18 protein-coding genes and 1 pseudogene are annotated in these 19,595 nt (G+C 64.1%); 11 read left to right on the plus strand and 8 right to left on the minus strand.

Annotated elements, in window-relative coordinates; translation table 11 throughout:
- Window positions 1-32: 32 nt before the first annotated feature.
- Window positions 33-482 (minus strand): YaiI/YqxD family protein, encoded by a 450-nt coding sequence (locus BR71_RS06415; RefSeq protein ID WP_043634273.1) that lies wholly within the window; start codon window positions 480-482, stop codon window positions 33-35.
- 141 nt (window positions 483-623) lie between these two features.
- Here BR71_RS06415 and BR71_RS06420 point away from each other — a divergent pair, with 141 nt between their 5' ends.
- The 8 genes and pseudogenes from BR71_RS06420 (at window position 624) to BR71_RS06450 (ending at window position 9,776) form a co-directional block, all read left to right on the plus strand.
- On the plus strand, window positions 624-1,793 hold the full coding sequence (locus BR71_RS06420) for an isovaleryl-CoA dehydrogenase (RefSeq protein WP_043634276.1): 1,170 nt from the start codon (window positions 624-626) through the stop codon (window positions 1,791-1,793).
- A gap of 132 nt (window positions 1,794-1,925) precedes the next feature.
- Window positions 1,926-3,524 carry a carboxyl transferase domain-containing protein gene (locus BR71_RS06425; protein WP_043634279.1) on the plus strand — a complete coding sequence of 533 codons (1,599 nt, stop codon included), beginning with the start codon at window positions 1,926-1,928 and terminating at the stop codon, window positions 3,522-3,524.
- 18 nt (window positions 3,525-3,542) lie between these two features.
- Window positions 3,543-4,328, plus strand: coding sequence for an enoyl-CoA hydratase/isomerase family protein (locus BR71_RS06430; protein ID WP_043634282.1), 786 nt, complete (start codon window positions 3,543-3,545; stop codon window positions 4,326-4,328).
- Between the two features lie 26 nt (window positions 4,329-4,354).
- Window positions 4,355-5,686, plus strand: a pseudogene (locus tag BR71_RS06435) (acetyl-CoA carboxylase biotin carboxylase subunit); the annotation flags it as partial.
- Window positions 5,678-6,322, plus strand: a complete 645-nt coding sequence (locus BR71_RS25155; RefSeq protein ID WP_482764006.1) for an acyl-CoA carboxylase biotin carboxyl carrier protein subunit — start codon at window positions 5,678-5,680, stop codon at window positions 6,320-6,322. The pseudogene BR71_RS06435 and the gene BR71_RS25155, both read left to right, overlap by 9 nt.
- A gap of 5 nt (window positions 6,323-6,327) precedes the next feature.
- Window positions 6,328-6,840 (plus strand): GyrI-like domain-containing protein, encoded by a 513-nt coding sequence (locus BR71_RS06440; RefSeq protein ID WP_043634296.1) that lies wholly within the window; start codon window positions 6,328-6,330, stop codon window positions 6,838-6,840.
- A 12-nt stretch (window positions 6,841-6,852) separates the two neighbouring features.
- Window positions 6,853-7,764: a hydroxymethylglutaryl-CoA lyase gene (locus tag BR71_RS06445; RefSeq protein WP_043634299.1), complete on the plus strand. Its 912-nt coding sequence runs from the start codon at window positions 6,853-6,855 to the stop codon at window positions 7,762-7,764.
- Between the two features lie 53 nt (window positions 7,765-7,817).
- The gene (locus BR71_RS06450) at window positions 7,818-9,776 is read left to right on the plus strand and encodes an acetoacetate--CoA ligase (RefSeq protein ID WP_043634302.1); all 1,959 of its coding nucleotides are present in this window, start codon (window positions 7,818-7,820) and stop codon (window positions 9,774-9,776) included.
- A gap of 60 nt (window positions 9,777-9,836) precedes the next feature.
- Here the strand turns inward: BR71_RS06450 and BR71_RS06455 are convergent, their stop codons facing one another.
- The 4 genes from BR71_RS06455 to cysS form a co-directional block, all read right to left on the minus strand.
- Window positions 9,837-11,486, minus strand: coding sequence for an ArnT family glycosyltransferase (locus BR71_RS06455; RefSeq protein WP_043634306.1), 1,650 nt, complete (start codon window positions 11,484-11,486; stop codon window positions 9,837-9,839).
- Window positions 11,487-11,505: 19 nt separating this feature from the next.
- A complete protein-coding gene (locus tag BR71_RS06460; protein WP_043634309.1) occupies window positions 11,506-12,432 on the minus strand; it encodes a hypothetical protein in 927 nt (308 codons plus the stop codon).
- 279 nt (window positions 12,433-12,711) lie between these two features.
- Window positions 12,712-12,927, minus strand: coding sequence for a 50S ribosomal protein L31 (gene rpmE, locus BR71_RS06465; protein ID WP_043634312.1), 216 nt, complete (start codon window positions 12,925-12,927; stop codon window positions 12,712-12,714).
- A gap of 122 nt (window positions 12,928-13,049) precedes the next feature.
- Window positions 13,050-14,423, minus strand: a complete 1,374-nt coding sequence (gene cysS, locus BR71_RS06470; RefSeq protein WP_043634315.1) for a cysteine--tRNA ligase — start codon at window positions 14,421-14,423, stop codon at window positions 13,050-13,052.
- Window positions 14,424-14,577: 154 nt separating this feature from the next.
- Between cysS and BR71_RS06475 the strand changes: the two genes are divergently transcribed.
- The 3 genes from BR71_RS06475 to BR71_RS06485 all read left to right on the plus strand — a co-directional run bounded on the left by BR71_RS06475 (window position 14,578) and on the right by BR71_RS06485 (window position 16,906).
- The gene (locus BR71_RS06475) at window positions 14,578-15,195 is read left to right on the plus strand and encodes a UPF0149 family protein (RefSeq protein WP_052370376.1); all 618 of its coding nucleotides are present in this window, start codon (window positions 14,578-14,580) and stop codon (window positions 15,193-15,195) included.
- 141 nt (window positions 15,196-15,336) lie between these two features.
- Window positions 15,337-16,158, plus strand: a complete 822-nt coding sequence (locus BR71_RS06480) for an undecaprenyl-diphosphate phosphatase (protein ID WP_043634323.1) — start codon at window positions 15,337-15,339, stop codon at window positions 16,156-16,158.
- A gap of 277 nt (window positions 16,159-16,435) precedes the next feature.
- Window positions 16,436-16,906, plus strand: coding sequence for an NUDIX hydrolase (locus BR71_RS06485; RefSeq protein WP_048414591.1), 471 nt, complete (start codon window positions 16,436-16,438; stop codon window positions 16,904-16,906).
- A gap of 80 nt (window positions 16,907-16,986) precedes the next feature.
- On the opposite strand, the gene BR71_RS06490 is transcribed toward BR71_RS06485, so the two are convergent.
- The 3 genes from BR71_RS06490 to folD form a co-directional block, all read right to left on the minus strand.
- A complete protein-coding gene (locus BR71_RS06490) occupies window positions 16,987-17,568 on the minus strand; it encodes a hypothetical protein (RefSeq protein WP_043634327.1) in 582 nt (193 codons plus the stop codon).
- 8 nt (window positions 17,569-17,576) lie between these two features.
- Window positions 17,577-18,440, minus strand: a complete 864-nt coding sequence (purU, locus tag BR71_RS06495) for a formyltetrahydrofolate deformylase (protein WP_043634330.1) — start codon at window positions 18,438-18,440, stop codon at window positions 17,577-17,579.
- 164 nt (window positions 18,441-18,604) lie between these two features.
- Entirely contained in the window at window positions 18,605-19,456 is an 852-nt protein-coding gene (gene folD, locus BR71_RS06500) for a bifunctional methylenetetrahydrofolate dehydrogenase/methenyltetrahydrofolate cyclohydrolase FolD (RefSeq protein ID WP_043634333.1), read from the minus strand.
- Between the last annotated feature and the right edge of the window lie 139 nt (window positions 19,457-19,595).

Below are 19,595 nucleotides of genomic sequence, written 5' to 3' on the forward strand. Positions count from 1 at the left end.
CGGCGCCCCACTCCTCCACAACAGCTGCCGCCTCAGCCCCGCCGCTTGGCCAGCCAGATATCCAACTGACGGGCAAAAGCCTGGCGGTCCGCCTGACTCAAGGGCGGCGGGCCTTCGGTCTGCACGCCGCTGGCGCGCAGCGTGTCCATGAAATCCCGCATCGTCAGCTGCGCGGCGATGGTGTCCGGCGAATACACGTCGCCACGCCAGTTCAGCGCCTGCGCGCCCTTGCCCAAGGCCTCGGACGCCAAGGGGATGTCCCCGGTGATCAAGAGATCGTTCGCCGCAATGCGGCGGACAATCTCGTTGTCCGCCACGTCAAAACCCTTGGGAACCTGCAAGGCGCGGATGTTGGGCGCTTTCGGCACCGCCAATAGCTGATTGGCGACAAACACCAGTTCCACGCCGGTGCGCTGCGCCGCCCGGCACAATGTTTCGCGGATCACCTTGGGACAGGCGTCCGCGTCCACCCATATCGTCATTGTCTGTTCTCTGCATGCAAACCCGGCCATGATAACGGTTTCGCGCCGGTTTCCGTCGTCGCCATGTTGACGCTTACGTAAACGTAAGTAATGATAGAGCATATCACGCGAAATACGCGCGCCCATCAGAGGAGAGAAACCATGTACAGCAGCCTGCGCTTCGCCTTTGGCGACACCTACGACATGTTGCGCGAAACCGCGCGCGACTTCGCCCAAAGCGAAATCGCCCCGCGCGCCGCCGACATCGACCGCGACAACCTGTTCCCGGCCGACCTGTGGCGCAAGTTCGGCGATCTGGGCCTGCTGGGCGTGACGGTGGACGAGCAATACGGCGGCACCCAAATGGGCTATCTGGCCCATATGATCGCCATGGAAGAAATCAGCCGCGCCTCCGCCTCGGTGGGCCTGTCCTATGGCGCGCACTCCAATCTCTGCGTCAACCAAATCCACAAAAACGGCAACGACGAGCAAAAAAGCCGGCTACTGCCCAAGCTAGTGTCCGGCGAGCATGTCGGCGCGCTGGCGATGTCCGAGCCCAACGCCGGCTCCGACGTGGTCAGCATGAAGCTGAAGGCGGACAAGGCCGACGGCGGCTACCTGCTCAACGGCAGCAAAATGTGGATCACCAACGGCGGCGACGCGGATGTGATGGTGGTGTACGCCAAGACCGACGTCAACGCCGGCGCCAAGGGCATCACCGCCTTCATCGTGGAACGCGGCTTCGCCGGCTTCAGTCACGGCAGCAAGCTGGACAAGCTGGGCATGCGCGGCTCCAACACCTACCCCATCTTCTTCGACAACTGTTTCGTGCCGGAGGCCAATGTGCTGGGCGGCGAAGGCAACGGCGTCAAGGTGCTGATGAGCGGCCTGGACTACGAACGCGCGGTGCTGGCCGCCGGCCCGCTGGGCATCATGCAGGCCTGCATGGATATCGCGGTGCCGTATCTGAACGACCGCAAGCAGTTTGGCCAGGCCATCGGCGATTTCCAGCTGATGCAGGGCAAACTGGCGGATATGTACGTCAAGCTGTCCGCCAGCCGCGCCTATGTCTACGCGGTGGGCCAGGCGCTGGACCGCGGCGAAACCGGCCGCCAGACCCGCAAGGACGCCGCCGGCGCCATCCTGTACGCGGCGGAAGGCGCCACCCAGATGGCGCTGGACGCCATCCAGTGCCTGGGCGGCAACGGCTACATCAATGAATACGCCACTGGCCGCCTGCTGCGCGACGCCAAGCTGTACGAGATCGGCGCCGGCACCAGCGAGATTCGGCGTTGGTTGATTGGGCGCGAGCTGATGGCGGAAACCCGGTAGTCGCGGCGGATAAAATGCCTGATGCCTCGTTGCGCAGCCTTGCCTCAGGCCTTTTCTCCCGCCGCACTCGGCCGCACTCCAGCAAGACTTGACAGTGCGCCTCGTCGATAGCGAATGACAAGGTAAAACGATATGCCCATCCTCGAATCCAAACTCTCGCCGCGCGCGGCGGATTTCCAGGCCAACGCCGACAAGATGCGCGCGCTGGTGGCCGATCTGCGCGACAAGGTGGCCAAGGCCGCGCTGGGCGGCGGCGACAAGGCTCGCGCCAAGCACGCCGCCCGCGGCAAGCTGCTGCCGCGCGAACGCATCGATCTGCTGCTGGACCCGGGCGCGCCCTTTCTGGAGCTGTCCCAGCTGGCCGCCTTCGGCATGTACGACGACGACGCGCCCGGCGCGGGCCTGATCAGCGGCATCGGCCGCATCGCCGGCGTGGATTGCCTGATCATCGCCAACGACGCCACGGTGAAGGGCGGCACCTATTACCCGATGACGGTGAAGAAGCATTTGCGCGCCCAGGAAATCGCGCGCGACAACCGTCTTCCCTGCGTGTATCTAGTTGATTCCGGCGGCGCCTTCCTGCCCTTGCAGGACGAGGTGTTTCCGGACAGGGAGCACTTCGGGCGCATCTTCTACAACCAGGCCAATCTATCCGCCGCCGGCATTCCGCAAATTGCGGTGGTAATGGGCAGTTGCACCGCCGGCGGCGCTTATGTCCCGGCAATGTCGGATGAAACCGTCATCGTCAAGGAACAAGGCACCATCTTCCTGGGGGGCCCGCCGCTGGTGAAGGCGGCCACCGGCGAAGTGGTGACGGCCGAAGAACTGGGCGGCGGCGATGTGCACGCCCGCGTGTCCGGCGTGGCCGACCACCTGGCGCAAAACGACGCCCACGCGCTATCCATCGCCCGCCGCATCGTGTCCGGCCTCAACTGGCGCAAACAGGGCGAACTGGACCGTGCCGAACCGCGTCCGCCGCGCTACGCCGCCGAGGAGATCTACGGCGTGATCCCGGCGGACCCGAAAAAACCCTTCGACGTGCGCGAGATCATCGCCCGGCTGGTGGACGATTCCGAGTTCGACGAATTCAAGCAGAACTACGGCGCCACCCTGGTCACCGGCTTCGCCCGCCTCAACGGCTACCGCGTCGGCGTCATCGCCAACAACGGCATCCTGTTTTCCGAATCCGCGCTCAAGGGCGCGCACTTCGTCGAGCTGTGCTGCCAGCGCGGCATTCCGCTGCTGTTCCTGCAGAACATCACCGGCTTCATGGTGGGCAAGAAGTACGAGAACGGCGGCATCGCCAAGGACGGCGCCAAGCTGGTCACCGCCGTGGCCTGCGCCCGCGTGCCCAAGTTCACCGTGCTGATAGGCGGTAGCTTCGGCGCCGGCAACTACGGCATGTGCGGCCGCGCTTATTCGCCGCGCTTCCTGTGGATGTGGCCCAATAGCCGCATCTCGGTGATGGGTGGCGAACAGGCGGCCGGCGTGCTGGCCCAGGTGAAGAAAGAACAACTGGGCGACGCCTTCGGCCCCGAGCAGGAAAAAGCGCTGAAAGGACCGGTGCGCGAGCAATACGAACGCCAGGGCCACCCCTATTACGCCAGCGCGCGGCTGTGGGACGACGGGGTGATAGACCCGGCGCAAACCCGCGAAGTGCTGAGCCTGGCGCTGGAGGCGGCCCTGTCGGCCCCGGTGGAAAGCACGCGCTTCGGCGTGTTCCGGATGTGACGGCGAGAGGCGATACCGATGAGCTACACCACGCTTGAAATCGAACACAGCGGCAAGACCGCGACGATCTGGATGAACCGGCCGGACATCCACAACGCGATGAACGAAACCCTGATCGCCGAGCTGACCGCCGCCTTCACCCATCTGCAATTGCAGGCGGACTGCCGCGTCATCGTGCTGGCCGGCCGCGGCAAGAGCTTTTCCGCCGGCGCGGATCTGGACTGGATGCGCCGCGCCGCCGGTTACAGCGAGGAGCAGAACCTGGCCGACGCGCAGCGACTGGCCGCCATGCTCAAGAGTATCTACCGCAGCAAAAAGCCGGTGATCGCCCGCATCCACGGCGCGGCGCTGGCCGGCGGCACCGGCCTGGCGGCGGTCTGCGACGTGGCCATCGCCACCGAGGCCGCCAAGTTTGGCCTGACCGAGGTGAGGCTGGGCCTGGTGCCGGCCACCATCGGCCCCTATGTGGCCGACGCGATAGGCTGGCGTCAGGCGCGGCGTTATTTCCTGTCCGCCGAGCGCATAGACGCCGCCACGGCGCTGCGCATCGGCCTGGTGCACGAGGTGGTGCCAGCCGAGGCGCTGGACGCGCGCGTGGCCGACATCGCCGAGGCGCTGGCCCAGGGCGCGCCGCAGGCGCTGTCCTCGGCCAAGGACTTGCTGGCCATGCTGCGCGAGGGCTCGCCCTGGGACGATCAATTGCTGGAGGACACCGCCGGCCAGATCGCCAGCGTGCGGGCCGGCGCCGAGGCGCGCGAGGGCCTGGCCGCTTTCTTCGACAAACGGCCGCCCAACTGGTCATGACGCGAACAAGAAACAAGGGACGGACCATGTTCAATAAAATACTGATCGCCAACCGCGGCGAGATAGCATGCAGGGTGATCAAAACCGCGCGCGCGCTCGGCATCGCCACCGTCGCCGTTCATTCCGACGCCGACGCCGACGCCCGCTTCGTCAAACTGGCCGACGAAGCCTACCGGCTGGGCCCGGCCCCGGCGGCGGACTCCTATCTGCGCGGCGACTTGATCCTGGACATCGCCCGCCGCAGCGGCGCGCAAGCCATCCACCCCGGCTACGGCTTCTTGTCCGAGAACGAGGACTTCGCCGCAGCCTGCGAAGCCGCGGGCATCGCCTTCATCGGCCCGCCCGCCTCCGCCATCGCCGCGATGGGCAGCAAATCCGCCGCCAAGGCGCTGATGGAACAGGCCCGGGTGCCGCTGGTGCCCGGCTATCACGGCGAGCGCCAGGAACCGGACTTCCTGCGCGGCCAGGCCGACGCCATCGGCTACCCGGTGCTGATCAAAGCCAGCGCCGGAGGCGGCGGCAAGGGCATGCGCATCGTGGACGCTTCCGCGGACTTCGAAGCGGCGTTGGCCTCCTGCCAGCGCGAAGCGCGCGCCAGCTTCGGCGACGACAAGGTGCTGGTGGAGAAATACCTGCCGCGCTCCCGTCATGTGGAAATCCAGGTGTTCGCCGATCGCCAGGGCCAATGCGTGTATCTGTTCGAGCGCGATTGCTCCGTGCAACGCCGCCATCAGAAAGTGCTGGAGGAAGCACCTGCGCCGGACTTGCCGCCGGCCACCCGCGAAGCGATGGGCGCGGCCGCCTGCGCCGCCGCGAGCGCGGTGGGCTATGTCGGCGCCGGCACCGTGGAATTCATCATGGAAGTGCTGGCCGACGGCAGCCCCGGCCGCTTCTTCTTCATGGAAATGAACACCCGGCTGCAGGTGGAACACCCGGTCACCGAGATGGTCACCGGGCAAGACCTGGTGGCCTGGCAACTGGCCGTCGCCAGCGGCCTGCCGCTGCCCTTGAGCCAAGAGCAGCTGCGCATCAACGGCCACGCCATCGAGGCGCGCATCTACGCCGAAGACCCGGACAAGGGTTTCCTGCCCGCCACCGGCACCCTCTATCACTTGCGCGCGCCGGCGGAATCCGACGTCGTGCGCATCGACACCGGCGTGGCCGCCGGCGAGAGCATCTCGCCCTTCTACGACCCGATGATCGCCAAACTCATCGTCTGGGGCGAGGACCGCCGCCAGGCGCTGCAGCGGCTGGACGCGGCCTTGGCCGACTACCAAGTGGCCGGCGTCACCACTAATATTCCCTTCCTGCGCCGCATCGTGCAGCACGCCAGCTTCGCCGGCGGCCAGGTGGACACCGGCCTGATTGCCCGCCATCACGACGCGCTGCTGCCGCCGCCAAGCGCGCCCGACGCCGAACAACTGGCGCTGCTGGCCCTGGCCGAAGCGCTGACCGCGCCCGACTGCTACCCGGTGGCCGCCGGCTGGCGGCTCAACGGCGCGCTCAGCCGCAAGCTCGTTTTCCACATCGACGGCCAAGACTACCCTGCGACGCTGTGCCATCAGGGCGACGGCTTCGAGATCCTAGCCGCCGGCCGCCGCTTCTCCGCCGCCGGCCGCTTGGACGGTGGAACGCTGCGCGCGCGGCTGGACGGCAAACAACTGGAAGCCGCCGTCGCCCGCAGCGGTCAACAACGAGTGCTGTTCGCCGCCGGCCGCCGGCTAGAGGCGCAGTGGCTGGACCCGCTGGCGGTGGCCGCCGAGGAGGTACACGGCGAAACCCATTTGAAAGCGCCAATGCCGGGCCGCATCGTCGCCCTATTGGCCGCCACCGGCACTAAACTCAACAAGGGCGACCCGCTGCTGATCCTGGAGGCGATGAAGATGGAGCACACCATCCCCGCGCCGGCGGACGGCGTGGTCAAGGCTTTCTATTTCGGCACCGGCGAGCAGGTCAACGACGGCGACGAACTGGTCGACTTCGAAGCGGAGTGAACCTTATGGACCCCATCATCATCAATCACCCCGGCTTGAACCTGGCCGGCTACAGCATCGCCACCCGGATGGAGAACGGCGACAACCTGCGCCAGATCCCCGAGTTCTGGGGCGAATACGCGGCCACGCTGCGCCAGCCGCTGCTGGCGGCGCTGGGCCGCGCCGACGCCGCCGAATACGGGCTGATCCACGACTTCGACCCGGACACGGGCCGCTTCGGCTATATGATAGGGATGGAATGCGCGCAGCCCTTGCCGCTGCCACCCGGCTGCGAGCAGCGGCGCACGCCGCCGGCCAAGTGCGCGGTGTTCACCACCCAGCCGGCCGGCAGCGACGCCGAGTTCGGCCAGGCGATCCAGGCCGCCTGGCGCTACATCATGCAGGACTGGCTGCCGGCGTCTAAACAATGGGAACAAGCGCCGCTGAGCACCTTCGAGCGCTACGACGGACGCTGCGCGCCGGACCAGCCTCAACGCCAGATGGATATCTACATCCCGGTGCAGCCGCGCCGCCGCTAACGGAGAGCCGAAGTGCCGCATGTGAAGATTGTGGAAGTGAGTCCGCGCGACGGACTGCAAAACGAAAAACAGCCGCTGTCCACCGCGGTCAAACTGGAGCTGATCCGCCGCCTGGCCGCCAGCGGCCTGCGCAGCATAGAAGCCGGCGCCTTCGTCTCGCCCAAATGGGTGCCGCAGATGGCCGGCAGCGCCGAGGTGCTGGCCGGCCTGGACCTGGCCGGACCGGTTTCCTACCCCGTGCTGGTGCCCAATGAACAGGGGATGGAGGCCGCCTTGGACGCCGGCGCGCGTGAAATCGCCGTGTTCGGCGCCGCCAGCGAAAGCTTTAGCCGGCGCAATATCAACGCCAGCATCGCCGAAAGCCTGCAACGCTTCGCCCCGGTCATGGCGCGCGCGCAGGCGGCCGGCGTGCCGGTGCGCGGCTATGTGTCTTGCGTAGTCGGCTGTCCTTACGAAGGCCGCATCGCGCCGGCCAAGGTGGCGGAAGTGGCCGCGCGCCTGCTGGACATGGGCTGTTATGAAATATCGCTGGGCGACACCATAGGCGTGGGCACGCCGTCCAGCGTGCTGGCGATGCTGGAAGCGGTGAGCAAGGCTGTGCCAATCACACAGCTTGCCGGCCACTTTCACGACACTTATGGCATGGCGATCAGCAATATTCATGCGTGTTTGGGCGCAGGAATGATGACATTCGATTCTTCTATTGCCGGCCTTGGCGGCTGCCCTTATGCTCAGGGAGCTTCCGGCAACGTCGCCACCGAAGACGTGGTTTACCTGCTGCACGGCGAGGGCCACGATACCGGCGTCGATCTGGCCGCGCTGGTGGACGCGGCCTGGTTCATCGCCGACGCGCTGGGCAAACCGCCTGCCTCCAAGCTGGCTTACGCCTTTGCCGACAAACGCGCCGCCAAACCGGAGCAATAACAAGCCGCCGCCCGTCCATGGGCCGGCGCGCGGAGAAAATATCAGGAGAAAGCATGACCCCCGACACGCCCATCTGGACCCCCCCCGCCGGCCGCCTGGCCGGCGCTCACCTGACCGCCTTCACCAAGCTGGCCGAGCTGGCCTATGACCGCAAGCTAAACGGCTACGCCGAGCTGTGGCGCGCCAGCGTGGCCGATCCGGCCCGCTTCTGGTCGTTGGTCTGGGACTACTGCGGCGTGATCGGCGACAAGGGCTCGACGGCGCTGAGCGACGGCGACAATATGCTGGCCGCCCGTTTCTTTCCGGAAGCGCGGCTGAGCTACGCCGAAAACCTGCTGCGCCGCGACGACGACGGCGACGCGTTGGTGTTCTGGGGCGAGGACAAGCTGCAACGGCGCTGGAGCTGGCGCGAGCTGCGCGCTCAGGTGTCGCTGCTGCAGCAAGCCATGCGCGGCGCCGGCATCCAGGCAGGCGACCGCGTGGCGGGCTTCATGCCCAATATGCCGGAAACCATCGCCGCCATGCTGGCCGCCAACAGCCTGGGCGCGGTGTGGACCAGCTGTTCTCCGGACTTTGGCGTGGACGGCGCAGTGGAACGCTTCGGCCAGACCGAGCCCAAGCTGTTGTTCTGCCCGGACGGCTACTGGTACGCCGGCAAGGCGGTGGACATCCGCGCCAAGATGGCGGCGCTGGCGGAGGCGCTGCCCTCGGTTCGGCAAATCATCGTGGTGCCGTATCTGGGCGAAACCGGCGTGTTCGCGGAAAACGTGCCCAAGGCCGTTACCCTGACGGATTTCACCGCCGCGTATCAAGCGCAAGCGCTGCACTTTGAACGGCTGCCGTTCAGGCACCCGCTGTTCATCCTGTATTCCAGCGGCACCACCGGCAAACCCAAGTGCATCGTCCACGGCGCCGGCGGCACCCTGCTGCAGCATCTGAAGGAACAGCAGCTGCACGGCGACGTGCACCACGGCGACCGTCTGTTCTACTTCACCACCTGCGGCTGGATGATGTGGAACTGGCTGGCGTCCGGCCTGGCTTCCGGCGCGGCGCTGATGTTGTTCGACGGCTCGCCCTTCGTCGGCGAAGGCCGCACGCTGTGGGACTATGCCGAGCGGCAGCGCTTCACGCACTTCGGCACCTCGGCCAAATACATAGACGGCCTGCGCAAGAGCGGCATCGTGCCGGCCAGGGAATGGAAACTGGATTCGCTGCGCGCAGTGTTCTCCACCGGCTCGCCGCTGGTGGCGGAAAGCTTTGACTGGGTCTACGCCAACATCAAGACCGACATCAATCTGGCCTCGGTGTCCGGCGGCACCGACATCGTGTCCTGCTTCGCGCTGGGCTGCGCCAGCCTGCCGGTCTATCGCGGCGAGCTGCAATGCCGCGGCCTGGGCATGGCGGTGGACATCTACAACGAGTACGGCCGCCCGGTGCGCGGCGAGAAGGGCGAACTGGTGTGCACCCGCCCCTTCCCGTCAATGCCGGTGGGCTTCTGGAACGACGCCGACGGCGGCAAGTACCGCCAGGCTTATTTCGGCCGTTTCGACAATATCTGGTGCCACGGCGACTACGCCGAACTCACCGCCCACGACGGCATGATCATCTACGGCCGCTCCGACGCAGTGCTCAACCCCGGCGGCGTGCGCATCGGCACCGCCGAAATTTACCGCCAGGTGGAGGCTTTCGACGAGGTGCTGGAGAGCATCGCCGTCGGCCAGCAATGGCAGGACGACGAGCGCGTGTTGCTGTTTGTGCGTCTGCGCGCCGGCGCGCGGCTGGACGAAGACCTGCAGCAGCGGATCAAGGCACAGATCAAAACCGGCGCCAGTCCGCGCCACGTGCCGGCCAAGATCATCGCCGTCTCAGACATTCCCAAAACCATCAGCGGCAAGATCGTCGAACTGGCGGTGAAAAACGTGATCCACGGCCAACCGGTCAGCAACGTCACCGCGCTGGCCAACCCGGAAGCGCTGAAGCTGTTCGAGAACCTGGAAGAACTGCAAAGCTGAACCGGCACGCAGTCAATGAAAAACCCCCGCATTCATGAATAAATGCGGGGGTTTTTCTTGCTAATGCGGATGAATACGCCGCAACAGCGCAAACATCATGTTCTGCTCGCGCGGCCGGGAGCCGTACCACAGCACCTCCCAGCCCGGCTCGGCAATGCCCTCGTCCTCAGAGCGCACCACCAGTTGGTAGTCGCAAGGCGAGGCGTTGCCCGCTGGATAGGACACCAGATCCAAGCCGGCGTAATAGCGCCAACTGATCAGCGCCAGCTGATTGCGGCTCTCGGTCGCCACGCAGGCGGCGTTGGCCGGCAGCGCCTTCATCATCCGCTCCACCACCGGCCGGTAGCTCTTGGCGGCGTCGAACCAAGGCAGCCACAAGGTCATGCCCAAGCCCCACAGCAGGGTCAGGCCCGCCGCCCAGTTGCTGATGGCCTGACGGCCGCGCAAATGTTTGCGCGTCAACGCCCACAGCCACACCAGGGTGGCGATCACCGCGCACACCGCAGCCAAGCTGGAGACATGGGCTTGGTAATACGGGCTGAAGTACTGGGCGCGCCCGGCCAGGCCCCGCGGCCAGCCAAAGTTCATCGCCGCCCAGCCCGACCACACCAGCAGAGCGAAGAAGCCGAAGGTCATCAGGCCGAACCAGTTGAGGAAGGCCGCCGCGCCACGCTTGAGGTTGTCCAGCTCCACCGCCGCCAGCAAGGACAGCGGCAGCAGCAGCGGCATTGCGTAGGTCATATTGGGCCGGCTGGACAAGGTCAACAGAATCAGCACCACGGCGAAGAACATCAGCGGCAGTTGCAAGCGCGCCTGATCCAGCCTCTCCCGGTTGCGGTACAGGGTCCAGCCGGCCAGCGGCCAGGCCGGGAACGCGAACCACAGGGCGTTCAGGCTGTAGTAGCCGAAGTCGTGAAACAGCTGCACCCGGCCGAAGCCGTTGAGCTGGCCCAGCGAGTAGTCGTTCCACCAGAGGCTGAACGCGTCCGGATGGCTCTTGGCCAGCACCAGCGGCCACACCAAGGAAGTGGGCGCGGCGATCAACAGCGCCAGCAGCACGGTGATTGCATACTGCTTGCTGCGCCAGGCGGAGAAAGCCGGCAGCAACAACACCACCATCCACAGCAACATCAGCTCCATCAGGCTGGCGCTGAGGAAGATCGCCGCGCTGGCCGCGCCCAGTAAAGCGCCGGCCATGCCGGGCGACCTCAGGGTTAAGGACAAGGCGTAGAAGGCGGCCGCGAAACCGGCGAAGCCGGCCACCACCGAGGTGAGCTGATGGCCGGTTTCCACCAGGCCTACGCAACCTATCAGCACCATCACCACGCTGCGGCCGTGACGGCGGCCGATCAGGTCGCGGCCGGCCATGCCGGCCAGCAACAAGGCCAGGGCCATGAACAAGGGCGTGGCCAGCCGCGCCGCGTCGTGCGGCGCCAACAACCAGGGAGACAGCAGCTTGACCATGATGGCCGCCACCCAATAGTACAAGGGCGGGCTATCCAGATAGGGCGCGCCTTGCACCGTGGGCAACAGCCAATTGCCGGTGTCCAGCATGCCCTGCACCGCCGCCAGCACGAAGGGTTCGTCCGGCTTCCATGGGTCGTGGCCTATGATGCCCGGCCACAGCCAGACGAAACACAACAGCAGCAAGATCCACGGTTTTTCCGTGGGCTTGGCCAGAGTTTGGGATTGTTCCGAATAAGTGAGCATGAGTCTCGTTCAAACGGTTTCAATCGGCCGACGGCAATGCGCCGCGCAGCCGGGCGATCAGAATGCGCCAATCCACCTTGCGCTTGGAAATGGAATTGCGCAGTTTGTTGCGGCGGCGCTGGCGTTTATGTTCGGGATCGGCCTGTATCGTCTTCAAGCGCGACTCGTCCCAGGCGAATTCGCCGCAGTACTCGGCCTGACGCGCCACGTCCCATCCCGGTTCCATGCCGGCGAACACCTCCGCCAAGTAGAGCGGCGCCTCGTAACTGTAGTTCCAGTAGTGGTGCAGTGCATCCCCCAGCGCCAGCGGCTCGCGGCCGTCGCAGGCCACCAGTGACCAGGCCAGCTGCTCGGTCCAGTTGCGCGCTTCCACGCGCGGCAGCAGGAAGTCGTTGACGCGCAAGGCGGTTTCGAAGAAGGGCACCATGTCGGCGGAAGCGCCGACCACGCCGGCGTTCCACATCGCCAGGCCCCGGACGTCGGCCACCCCCATCTTGCGCAGCTCGGCGCCGTGCTTGTCCACCGCGGCGAGATAGTCCGGGAAGAAGCCGGGACCAAACACGCCTTCGTTGACGTGCATGCAGCTGGCCTTCCCCTCTTCCAGCCGGGCGAACAACTCGTCCGGCACGCGCAGCCAGCGGGTGTCGCAGTCCACGTACAGCACGGCGGTGCCCAGTTCGCGCGCCGCCTTCAACATCACTTCCAGCTTGATGCGGTGCACATAGTCGAACTGGCCGCGATAAGCTTGCAATTGCGCCCGGCTCAAGGTCTCCGTGCGGACCAGCGGGTGCGCGGGCACGCTGTCCGGCGCGTCGGTGTACACCATGATCTTCACGTCCTGCCGCTGCTGCTTCAGCAGCAAGTGCAACAGGCTCAACACGGAAAAGCGGGTCTGGTCGTAGTATTTCTTGCCGCCGTGGGACAGATAAACGATGTGGATCGCCATGGCCTCAACCTTGCAGATGTGGATACGCGCGCGGCCGGCGGGGATCTGCCAGGATCCTGCGCCGCCGGCGCGCCGGAATCATAGAGCCGGTTTACAATCTGCTGCGCGTCGGCGATAGGCCGTTGAAAACGCCTTCGAAATGCTCATGTACCGTGTGTACATTCCGCTTTCTCGGTCGTTTTCGCCTTGTCTCGCTCTTGCTCGCTAGACCGTCAACAGACTCTTATAGAAAAAGGCAGCCTGGGCTGCCTTTTTCTGGGTGTCCAACTCGCTCCGCGCTTAGCGCTTGAAGAAGCCGCCGAACTTTTGGTTGAACTTGTCAACGCGACCGGCGGTGTCGACGATCTTCTGCTTGCCGGTGTAGAACGGGTGGCAGTTGGAGCAAACTTCAATGCCGAACGCGTCCTTGGACATGGTCGACTTGGTCACGAACTGGCTACCGCAGGAGCAGGTAACGGTCAGATCTTTGTAATTCGGGTGAATATCGGTTTTCATGTGTCTTCCTTTCAAATCGGGTACAGGGGATTTGCCTGTACTGCTTGCGAAACTATCGATTATCCGCGCTTTGCCGCCGCTTGACAAGTGCCAAATCCACTGTCAACCACGGCGGCGACCACTCAGGCGCGACGCCAGATGGTGCCCTGCGCGCCGTCCTCCAGCACAATGCCCTTGGCGATCAATTCATCGCGGATACGGTCGGATTCGGCCCAGTTTTTGGCCGCGCGCGCGTCCTTGCGCGCCTGGATCAACGCCTCCACCTCCCCGGCCGTCAACTCGCCGGCGCTGACGCCGCCCTTGAGAAAATCTTCCGGGTCGCGTTGCAGCAAGCCCAACACGCCGCCCAAGTCCTTCAACAGGCGCGCCAGCCGCGGATCTCGGCTCTTGTTGACTTCGCCGGCCAGCTCGAACAGCACCGCCACTGCTTCAGAGGAGTTGAAGTCGTCGTTCATCGCCGCCTGGAAGCGAGCGGCGATCGGGTCCTTCCAGTCTATGCCGGCGGAAGCCGGCAGCTCCAGACCGCGCAAGGCGGTGTAGAGCCGAGTCAGGCCGTGCTTGGCGTCGGCGAGAATGCTATCGGTGTAGTTCACCGGGCTGCGGTAATGGCTGCGCACGATGAAGAAGCGGATCACCTCGCCGTCGAAATGGCCCAGCACGTCGCGAATGGTGAAGAAGTTGCCCAGCGATTTGGACATTTTCTCGCCGTCGACGTTGATGAAGCCGTTGTGCAGCCAGTAATTGACGTACTGATGACCGTGAGCGCCCTCGGACTGGGCGATTTCGTTCTCATGGTGCGGGAACTGCAGGTCCTCGCCGCCGCCGTGGATGTCGAAATGCTCGCCCAGATGGTGGCAGCTCATCACCGAGCACTCGATGTGCCAACCCGGACGCCCCGGCCCCCACGGGCTCTCCCAGGACGGCTCGCCCGGCTTGCCGGCTTTCCACAGCACGAAGTCCAGCGGGTCGCGCTTGTGCGGGTCCACTTCCACTCGCTCGCCGGCGCGCAGCTTGTCCAGGGTGCGGCCGGACAGTTTGCCGTAGCCCTCGAACTCGCGCACAGCGTAATACACGTCGCCGTTGTCGGCGGCGTAGGCCTTGCCGTTGGCGATCAGCTTTTCAATCAAGGCCACCATGCCCGGCACGTGATGGGTGGCGCGCGGTTCGAAGGTGGGCGGCAACAGACCCAGCGCCGCGGCGTCCTGATGCATCTCGGCGATGGTCTCTTCCACCAGTTGCTGCGGCAGAATGCCGCGCTCGGCGGCGCGTTTGATGATTTTGTCCTCGATATCGGTGATGTTGCGCACGTAAGTGACGTCATAGCCGGACGCGTTCAGCCAGCGGTAGATCACGTCGAAGGCCGTCAGCATGCGCGCATGGCCGATATGACAGAGGTCGTACACCGTCATGCCGCACACGTACATACACACCTTGCCGGGCTCGATGGGTTTGAACTCTTCTTTCTGGCGGGTCAGGGTGTTATACACGGTCAACATGATGGAAACCTATTAGAGGTTGGGTCAAAAAACAACAATTGTAACAGAGCCGTCAAGCCCTCCGCATCGCGATTGTAAAGCGCCGCGCGGCTGGCGATGCGCTTCGCCGCCAGATGGCGGATAATGGGCTTTTTCCCCCTAGCCCTGGTCCGCCATGAGCCATACCCCGCTTTCCGACGCCGACTACCAACGCCTGGCCGCCATCTTGAACCGCTTTCTGCCGCAGCAGGGCATGAATCTGGAACGCCTGGACGGCTTTTTCGCCGCCCTGCTCAGCGGTCCGGAACCAATCAAGCCAACCGAATGCCTGCCCATCATCATCGGCGAAGCCTTCGACGACGACTCCGCCTTTCCCAGCGACAAGGCGCTGGAACAGTTCGCCAAGCTATTGATGGGGCATTGGCTGGACATCTCCGCCGCGCTGCGCGAGAACGACGCCTTCCAACCCTGGCTGGAACAGGATGCCGCCGGCGAGCTGCACGGCAATGATTGGGCCGAGGGCTTCTCCGAAGGCATGCAGTTGCTGAACGAGGACTGGGGCCTGCTGTTCGATGACCCGGAACACGCGCCGCTGTTGGAGCCCATCCTGACCCTGGCTTTCGAACGCAATCCGGACCCGGAAGTGCAAGTTCCCGCGCTGACGCCGACGCAACGCGAGCAGTGCCTGTCCGCACTGTCAGAATCCGTGCATGGCATTCACCGCTTCTTCGCCGCCATCCGCCGGCGTCTGGAGGAAGAGGAGCAGGAACTGGAGCGCCGGCAGCAGCACTGAGAGCCCGTTCAAAGTCGCGCGCAAGAGCGAGGCAAGGCCTTGTAGACTTTGGACAGGTTCGGATCCGGTCAACCAGTCCGCGGCGGCTACGTTGATAAGCAGGCCGGCTCTAGCCGCTCACCCACCGCCACAGGACCCGTCATGAACCCTATCGAAGCCCTGCTGTTCGCCATCATCCAAGGCGTCAGCGAACTTTTTCCCATCAGCAGCCTGGGGCACGGCGTGCTGATTCCAGACTGGCTGCACTGGTCCATCAACCGCACAAGCCCGGACTTTCTGCCCTTCATGGTGGTACTGCATTTGGGCACCGCCGCCGCTCTGCTGCTCTATTTCCGCCGCGATTGGCTGAGGTTGATAGGCGGCTTCCTCAAGGCCGGAGGCAAAGCCAACAACCCGGAAGCCCGGCTCATGTGGCTGTTGATCGCGGGCACCATTCCCGCCGGCCTGCTGGGCCTGCTGTTGGAGAAACAACTACGCGCGCTGTTCGCCAGCGCCACCGCGGTGCTGATCTTCCTCAGCCTGAACGGCCTGCTTCTGCTGTGGGGAGATCACCTGAAACGGAAACAATCCCACCTTGACCTGGACAAGCTGAGCTTGTCCGGCGCCATCAAGATCGGAGCCGGACAAGCCCTGGCCTTGCTGCCCGGCTTCTCCCGCTCGGGCGCCACCCTGGTGGCCGGCCTCGCTCACGGCCTGGATTACGCCTCGTCCGCGCGCTTCTCTTTTCTGTTGGCCACCCCCATCATCGCCGCCGCCGGCGTGCTGGAAGTGCCCAAACTGGCGCACAGCCAAGCTTCGGCGGGGCTGCTGCTGGGCTGCGGCCTGTTGTCCGGCGCATGCGCTTACGCCAGCACGGCTTTTTTGATGCGTTATTTCAAAAAAAGCGAGATCGAATCCTTGCGGCCATTTGGCTACTACTGCCTACTGGTGGGTCTGGGCGGCCTGCTGATCAAGCTGATTTAAGAGCCTGTTTACGATCTGTTGCGCTGTAGCGATACCGCAATACGTGGCTCGCCGAGTGCGGCTTGCCTCCACTTAAGCAGCAAGATAGCAAGCACGCGCCAAATACTTCAATCCTGTTTTCCAAAACGAATACTATTGCAAAAAATTGCATTCTGATCATATATTCGAACAAATTATGAGCACAGCTTATTGGACTGATCGGTCTAGTGCTTTAGAATCGGATAAATAAGATCCAGGGCCACTCTCGATAGTGGCCCTAACTAATTTTTTTTGAAGAATGAGTGTTTTGGAAGAAAAAAGAAACGAGCGCCTGCCCGCGGACTTGGCCAGGCGCGCAACCGCCATTATCGAACTACCTGATGGCGTGCTGGTCACTGCGGCCAAAGGCGGCCGCTACAATCTTCCTGGCGGCAAGGCCGCCCGCGGCGAACTGCGCTCCCAGGCGCTGATCCGTGAAGTGCGGGAAGAAACCGGCTTGCGCATCAACTCCATGCTGTACCTGTTCGATCACATCACCCCGTTCAACGCGCACAAGGTTTACCTCTGCATTGCGCAGGGCCAGCCGCGCCCGCAGGGAGAGATCGAACGCATCGCGCTGGTATCGTCGCCGGACACCGACATGGATTTGTTCATCGAAGGCCGCGCCATCCTGCGCCGCTACGCTCGGCTGCGCGGCGAGGTCACCGCCAAGGGCGACGCACTGCGCGCGCTGCTGGGGCTGGCCCGCTATATCGCCAAGGTGGATTGAACCTGCCTGAACGCATCGCGCCATGCAAAACAGGACATGCCAAGGCATGTCCTGTTGCTTTTCCAAGCCATCTTTCAGATTCAGATGTCGGTTGCAGGCGCCGAGCCCTCTACTCCGCGCGCAGCGTCGGCCACGCCGGCAGGCAAATCCACCCAGCCCGCCGCAGAACCCAGCGACAAAGCCCCGGCCAGCAGTACCATGGCCACCGGCGCGAACAACAATACGCCCAACGCCACCCGCAGCCGATGAATGCCGGACACCACGGCCAGCGCGTTGACCAGCACCAGGATGCCGAAGATGGACAGCACCGCGTTGACCGCCAGCGCCGCGTCGTCCGGCAACCAGCTGGTCAGCGGTTCAATGAACTGCAGACCGCTGGCCACCGCCACCAGGCCGAACAGCGAGCCATGACCGTTCCATTTGGCAAAACGCAGCCATAAACCGATGAAGCTGGCGAAACACAGGGTTTCCGCCAAGGTGAACAGCACCATGAACAGCATGCGCCCGGTCAGGTTGTTGCCCAGCTCGGCCGTGTCCGCGCTGGCCACCAGGCCCAGCGCGATCAGAAACAGCAGGGTCTGCCAGCGCGGATACTGATACTCGTCCAGGGGCTTGACCCGGAAGCGAAGCAAATCCACCACATCGTCAATCAGCAGGCGCATGTCCGCTCTCAGTCAAAGACTACCGTCTTGTTGTTATAGGACAGCACGGGGTTATCCATATGCCAGCGCACTGCGCGCGACAGCACCACCTTCTCCAGATCGCGGCCTTTCTGGATTAAGTCGTCCACCTCGTCGCGATGGGAAATGCGGGTGACTTCCTGCTCAATGATCGGGCCTTCGTCCAGATCCTCGGTCACATAGTGGCTGGTGGCGCCGATCAGCTTGACCCCGCGCGCAAAAGCGCGGTGGTAGGGCTTGGCTCCGTCGAAGGCGGGCAGGAAACTGTGATGGATGTTGATCACCCGGTCCGGATACCGCTCGACGAACTTGTGCGACAGAATCTGCATATAACGAGCCAGCACGATGAAGTCCACGCCGGCCTCTTCCAGCAAGCGGAACTGCTCGGCCTCGGCCTCGGCCTTGTTGTCCTTGGTGACCTTGATCACATGGAAAGGGATGCCGTTGAACTCCACCAGCCTGCGGCAGGTTTCGTGGTTGGAAATCACCAGCGGAATCTCGCAGTCCAGTTCGCCGATGCGCCAGCGGTGCATCAGGTCCACCAGACAGTGCTCGTACTGCGACACGAAGATGGCCATCCGCGGCTTGCGGGTGGACAGCGACACTTTCCAGTTCATCGCGTGCTCGTCGGCAATCGGCTGGAAGGCGGCGGCGAAATTCTCCATCGGCAGGGTGAAACCGTTCACATCCCACTGCACCCGCATCAGGAACAGGTTTTCGCTGGTGTCCTGATGCTGGTCCGCGTGCATGATGTTGGCGTTGTAGGTCATCAGGAAATTGGCGATCGCCGCCACCAGGCCCTTCTTGTCCGGCGCGCTGATCAACAGCGTGGCCGACTGCTTGTCTTGACTCATGATCGGATTCTGCTTACTGCGAACTAAAACCGTCGATTTTACGATAGCCGGGCCGCCATCGTCTCGCTTTGTTTGCAAGCATTTGCCATCAAGCACGCCGATAAAACAAAAACGCCGCCGCCACGGCTGCGGCGACGGCGTTTTCGGCTGAACGAACGCGCCGTTCAAGCATGCATATTGGCGGAATCCAAGGTGTTTTGCAGCAAGGTGGCCACCGTCATCGGCCCCACGCCGCCCGGCACCGGGGTGATGAAGCCGGCGCGTTCGGCCGCCGAGGAGAATTCCACGTCGCCGCACAGCTTGCCGCTGTCCAGCCGGTTGATGCCCACGTCGATCACCACCGCGCCCGGCTTGATCCATTCGCCCTTGACGAAGTTAGGAATGCCCACTGCCGCCACAACGATGTCGGCCGCGGCCACTTCAGCGGCCAGATCGGCGGTGGCACTGTGACACACCGTCACCGTGGCGCGCGCCAGCAGCATTTCCAAGGCTTGGGGACGGCCAACGATATTGGAGGCGCCGACGATCACCGCCTTCTTGCCCTTGGGATCAATGCCGTACTCTTCCAGCAGCGTCATCACGCCGCGAGGAGTGCACGGCCGCAGCAAGGGCATCTTGATCGCCAGCCGGCCCATATTGTAGGGATGGAAGCCGTCAACATCCTTTTTAGGATCGATGCGCTCGATCACCGCCTGCGGATCAATCTGCTTGGGCAGCGGCAGCTGCACCAGAATACCGTCGACATCCGCGTCGGCGTTCAAGCGATCAATGATATCCAGCAGTTCCTGTTGGCTGGTGCCGGCCGGCAAGTCGTAGGCCAAGGAACGGATGCCGGCTTTCTCGCAGGAGCGCTTCTTGCTGCCCACGTACACCGCGGACGCCGGGTCCTCGCCCACCAGAATCACCGCCAGCGCCGGGGCGCGCTTGCCCGCGGCCAGGCGCGCCTGCACGCCCTCGCCCACCTGGGCGATCAGTTTTTCCGCTACCGCTTTGCCGTCAATCAGTTGTGCTGCCATGGGCCGGTTCCATAAAAGAAGCTGAAAAAGAAGGCGCATATTCTCGCATTTTTCGGCCCGCTCCGAAATGCCGCCGCGCAACAAAACTTACTTAACATCAAGATAAATAAAGGGAACTGCCACCTCCTCCGCCACGCGC

Origin of the sequence: Chromobacterium haemolyticum DSM 19808, from assembly GCF_000711885.1 — a bacterium.
Lineage (GTDB): Bacteria > Pseudomonadota > Gammaproteobacteria > Burkholderiales > Chromobacteriaceae > Chromobacterium > Chromobacterium haemolyticum.

Bases quoted from the DNA above. Each gene is read 5' to 3' on its own strand.
- BR71_RS06415 (WP_043634273.1), bottom strand. From the start codon at position 482: ATGACGATATGGGTGGACGCGGACGCCTGTCCCAAGGTGATCCGCGAA.
- BR71_RS06420 (WP_043634276.1), top strand. From the start codon at position 624: ATGTACAGCAGCCTGCGCTTCGCCTTTGGCGACACCTACGACATGTTG.
- BR71_RS06425 (WP_043634279.1), top strand. From the start codon at position 1,926: ATGCCCATCCTCGAATCCAAACTCTCGCCGCGCGCGGCGGATTTCCAG.
- BR71_RS06430 (WP_043634282.1), top strand. From the start codon at position 3,543: ATGAGCTACACCACGCTTGAAATCGAACACAGCGGCAAGACCGCGACG.
- BR71_RS06440 (WP_043634296.1), top strand. From the start codon at position 6,328: ATGGACCCCATCATCATCAATCACCCCGGCTTGAACCTGGCCGGCTAC.
- BR71_RS06450 (WP_043634302.1), top strand. From the start codon at position 7,818: ATGACCCCCGACACGCCCATCTGGACCCCCCCCGCCGGCCGCCTGGCC.
- BR71_RS06455 (WP_043634306.1), bottom strand. From the start codon at position 11,486: ATGCTCACTTATTCGGAACAATCCCAAACTCTGGCCAAGCCCACGGAA.
- BR71_RS06460 (WP_043634309.1), bottom strand. From the start codon at position 12,432: ATGGCGATCCACATCGTTTATCTGTCCCACGGCGGCAAGAAATACTAC.
- rpmE (WP_043634312.1), bottom strand. From the start codon at position 12,927: ATGAAAACCGATATTCACCCGAATTACAAAGATCTGACCGTTACCTGC.
- cysS (WP_043634315.1), bottom strand. From the start codon at position 14,423: ATGTTGACCGTGTATAACACCCTGACCCGCCAGAAAGAAGAGTTCAAA.
- BR71_RS06475 (WP_052370376.1), top strand. From the start codon at position 14,578: ATGAGCCATACCCCGCTTTCCGACGCCGACTACCAACGCCTGGCCGCC.
- BR71_RS06480 (WP_043634323.1), top strand. From the start codon at position 15,337: ATGAACCCTATCGAAGCCCTGCTGTTCGCCATCATCCAAGGCGTCAGC.
- BR71_RS06485 (WP_048414591.1), top strand. From the start codon at position 16,436: ATGAGTGTTTTGGAAGAAAAAAGAAACGAGCGCCTGCCCGCGGACTTG.
- BR71_RS06490 (WP_043634327.1), bottom strand. From the start codon at position 17,568: ATGCGCCTGCTGATTGACGATGTGGTGGATTTGCTTCGCTTCCGGGTC.
- purU (WP_043634330.1), bottom strand. From the start codon at position 18,440: ATGAGTCAAGACAAGCAGTCGGCCACGCTGTTGATCAGCGCGCCGGAC.
- folD (WP_043634333.1), bottom strand. From the start codon at position 19,456: ATGGCAGCACAACTGATTGACGGCAAAGCGGTAGCGGAAAAACTGATC.